The 4,056-nt window shown below is 41.2% G+C and carries 4 protein-coding genes; 1 reads left to right on the top strand and 3 read right to left on the bottom strand.

The genetic code is table 11. The annotated features are described in order from the left end of the window. Window positions 1–97: 97 nt before the first annotated feature. Entirely contained in the window at window positions 98–310 is a 213-nt protein-coding gene (locus QVP40_RS11715; RefSeq protein ID WP_022068582.1) for a hypothetical protein, read from the bottom strand. Between the two features lie 28 nt (window positions 311–338). Beyond that, window positions 339–1,388 (bottom strand): DUF3878 family protein, encoded by a 1,050-nt coding sequence (locus QVP40_RS11710; protein WP_022068581.1) that lies wholly within the window; start codon window positions 1,386–1,388, stop codon window positions 339–341. Window positions 1,389–1,932: 544 nt separating this feature from the next. On the opposite strand from QVP40_RS11710, the gene QVP40_RS11705 reads away from it, so the two are divergent. Further along, the gene (locus QVP40_RS11705; RefSeq protein WP_022068580.1) at window positions 1,933–3,264 is read left to right on the top strand and encodes a uracil-xanthine permease family protein; all 1,332 of its coding nucleotides are present in this window, start codon (window positions 1,933–1,935) and stop codon (window positions 3,262–3,264) included. Between the two features lie 105 nt (window positions 3,265–3,369). Here the strand turns inward: QVP40_RS11705 and QVP40_RS11700 are convergent, their stop codons facing one another. After that, a complete protein-coding gene (locus QVP40_RS11700) occupies window positions 3,370–3,837 on the bottom strand; it encodes a GGDEF domain-containing protein (RefSeq protein WP_022068579.1) in 468 nt (155 codons plus the stop codon). Window positions 3,838–4,056: the final 219 nt, after the last annotated feature.

Here is a 4,056-nt window from a genome sequence, read left to right as displayed (position 1 = left end):
GCATAATCCTACATTTCTCCGGAATAAAGACAGCAGCTTTTCAGAAAATATGCCGTTATTCTGAAAGAACTTCCGGCTTATAAATAACTCTGGATCATCAGTCCAGAACCTCATCGATCAGTTCTGCAGCGTCTTCCAGGGCATCCAGAGCCTCTGTAAGGGCATCCATTCCGGCGCTGTCTGTGTCCGTATCCTCAGATGCAGACAGCAGCTCTGCCAGCTCATCTTTTAAAGTATCCAGCTGTTCCAGAATTTTCTGAAGTGTTTTGTTTTTATCAGCATCTCCATTTAGATTGATTAATTTTCCCATTCCGTTATTCCTTTCCGTTTCTTTTTAGTTAATTAATGGTTTCCACATCCACCTCGCGGTTTCTGCCTTCTGTTTTCCAGATCATCAGATGCACCTTATATTCTACAGAATCCTTTGCATACAAAAAAGGCTCTTCTTTCAGCATTTCCACCTTTTTGCCGGAACACTCCAGTTCTCGTTTTCTTGCTTCCGCCCTTTCCTGTATATTTCGGATCTTTGTCTGTTCTGCAGTTTCCTCTTCCTGTAAACCACCCTCTTTTCCATCTGTGGAAAAGCTGTGTTGTTCCTTGTTTTCTGTCACAAACTGCCGGTCCTGATATACGGCCGCCGTCTGGGCCAGTTTTCTGTCTATAAGATCTACAACCTCTGTATGCTTTGTCCTGTGCAGCATACAGGCAATTCTCCTTGCGATCACCCTTCCCGGAACATAAGAATACACCTTCAGCCATCTGATAAGACTGTGGTCCCCTGCTTCCTGCGCCAGCTTCATCATTTCATTAAGCGCTTTTTCAGATACTTTCCACTTAGGGTAAGAAGGCACAATATACTTTTCTGACACCGCAGGATAACAACAGAAATTTAATGGAGGAAATTCTGCCAGATAAGAAAGTTTTTCTTCTTCCTCCGTGCAAAATTCTTTTCCAAGATATTCTCTTTTATCCCTTAAAATAGCAATACGATATTCCAGCTGTCTCAGATATTCATACTCCTTTACCCAGAAATGACCTGTTTTCCCATAATTAAAAAGATGAGTTTCCAGATCTAAATCTCTGAAAAAAACAGTAAATACTGAATTTCCCTGATGGACGATCAGGATATACTGATCTCCCCTTTTCTCAAGATCTGCTCTTAATTCCCCCTCAAAATCAGGCTCGTAAGTACCTGTCAGCTTTGCCTGCCGGAAGATCAGAAAGCTTTCCACAGCATCATTCATCAGATAGACAAGACGAATATCTCCCTCGTCTGTTTCCGGCAAAACAAGTTCAAATACACCCTGAGAGATCAGAAGCTTCAGTTTTTCGTATTCCTCCTGAAACGGAATTGTTATCTCTGCTTCCATGTTCTTTTTAACTTCCATTTATTATTCCTGCATTTTTCCTGTCTGTAAAATTTTCCCACAAAACTGTACAGTATATACTTATTTTTCATATGGCTTCGCAGCATGCGAATCCTCCTGGTATAAAACTATAAATGAGGCAATACAGAATTTTGCACAATATACGTACGTTGTGTTGTTTTTCAGAAATACGTATTCGTAATTCTGTTAATAATATACCGCGGAACACTCTGCCTGTCTACGGCAGTTTCGTAAGTTATAAAAATTTTGCAAAATATGAAAATCCAGTTGCAGCTTCACACCAAATTTTTATTTAAATCCCTTTACATATTAACGTATACTGCCTTTTACCAGGAAAAACAACACATCTGTCTGCTACAAGTGCCTGGAAATCATGTCAGCCATGCGACGCACCTTGAAAACACTTTTTGTAAGGTATCACCAATTTTTTGTGGACAAATTATTTTTTTATGTTAAAATTAAATTAGTTGTATCGCAATAATAATTAATTTTATGGAGGAACAAAAAAAGTGTACAAAATCATTTAAAAAGGAGGCACTCTGTTATGAAGAACACCAAAAATGCAGACATTTCCAACATTTATCGTCTGGATGGGCAGGTTCCTATCATGAAAGCAATCCCTTTTGGTCTTCAGCATATTCTGGCAATGTTCGTTGCCAATCTTACGCCGATCACTATTATTGCCGGTGCAGGAGGTCTTAAACAGGCTGAAATTGCCATTCTTCTCCAAAATGCCATGTTTGTTGCAGGAATTGCAACACTGATCCAGCTTTACCCAGTCTGGAAAATCGGCTCCCGCCTTCCTATTGTAATGGGAGTCAGTTTCACCTTTGTAACAGTACTCAGTACAGTTGCCGCCAATTACGGATATCCTGCAGTTGTGGGCGCAGTCATGATCGGCGGTATTATGGAAGGTACGCTGGGATTACTGGCAAAATACTGGAAAAAAATTATTTCTCCAATTGTTGCCGCATCCGTTGTAACTGCCATCGGATTCTCTCTTTTTACTGTTGGTACAAGATCTTTCGGCGGAGGATACTCTGACGACTTTGGGTCTGCCCAGAATCTCATTCTCGGAACCATTACGCTTCTGGTCTGCCTGATCTGGAACATAAAAGCAAAAGGATACTGGAAACAGCTTTCCGTTTTAGCAGGCCTGATCGTAGGCTATATCGTGGCTGTTTTTATGGGAAAAGTAGATCTCTCTGTTATCTTTTCCGGAGGAATCATTTCCTTCCCGAAAATCATGCCATATGCGCCTGAATTCAACCCCGGAGCTATTTTCTCTGTTGCAATCATTTTCCTTGTTTCCGCAGCAGAGACAATCGGCGATACTACAGCAATGGTTTCCGGCGGCCTGGACCGTGATATTACAACAGAAGAAATTTCAGGCTCCCTTGCCTGCGACGGTTATGCCTCTGTATTTTCTTCCTGTCTGGGATGCCCGCCGGTTACGTCCTTCTCTCAGAATGTAGGACTTATCAACATGACAAAGGTCGTAAACCGTTTCACCATCATGACCGGCGCCGTTTGCATGATCCTGGCCGGACTGCTTCCTCCTGTAGGAAACTTTTTTGCTTCCCTTCCGGATTCTGTTCTCGGCGGATGTACTATTATGATGTTTGGAACCATCCTGACTTCCGGAATCCAGATGATAGCAAAAGCAGGTTTTACCCAGAGGAATATTACCATCGCTGCTCTTTCTCTTTCCATAGGTATTGGATTTACCACAGCAAGCGAAATCGGTATCTGGCATATTTTCCCGGAAATACTTCAGTCTGTATTTTCCGCAAATGTAGTTGCTGTTGTATTTGTAATGGCAATTATATTAAACTTAATTCTCCCAAAAGATATGGAGATTAAACACATTCAGTAAAACAGTATACAGAGCTTATTAATTCCGGTACATATTGACCCCTCCATAAAAGAAAACCCGAAAATGCTGTACAGAAAATCTGTAAAACATTCTCGGGTTTCTTTTTTATAACTCCTTATCTGCAGATATTTGCTGATACAGCCGATACCCTTTCTTATTCTCCCGCTTTACAGCAAGCAGCATTTCATCTGCTTTCTGTGACAGCTCTTCATAAGTCACACCATGATCCGGAGCTACTGCAATTCCAAAAGAAGCAGAAACATTGATCACTACTCCGTCTTTTTCATAATTTCTGTCACATTCCTTTACAAGACGTTGAAATACATACTCCATTCTCTCAAATCCTCTTGTATTGGGAAGGAAAGCCAGAAATTCGTCCCCGCCAAATCTGCCTACAATGTCACCACTGCGGAACTGATTGGAAAAAATACCGGCCATTTCAACCAGTACCTCATTTCCATACTGATGCCCAAAGGTGTCATTAATAGCTTTAAAGTTATCATTAAGAACTTTGGGATCAAAGGCTATTTTTTCTGATTCAAGCGCGGCATCTCTATTATCTATGCACAACATATGATACCCATGTTTATATTTTTACCTAAGGGTATAAAAGCAGGCCTCCGAAGAGACTCATCTTTAATGGTCTCCATCTTGGCTGCCATTAACCATTAGGGCGCATCAGGAAAATGACCAGAGTCTCCCTGTACCACATTGATGCCATCGTCATTTAACTTCCGCTTGTAAGTAACACTGACGACATTGCCCACACAGCAGGTGGTTTATTTGTTTTTC

This window comes from Blautia sp. CAG:257 (genome assembly GCF_000433815.1).
Classification (GTDB): domain Bacteria; phylum Bacillota; class Clostridia; order Lachnospirales; family Lachnospiraceae; genus Blautia_A; species Blautia_A caecimuris.
Note: the sequence above shows the minus strand (reverse complement) of the source record. Positions and strands in the feature narration are given on the sequence as shown.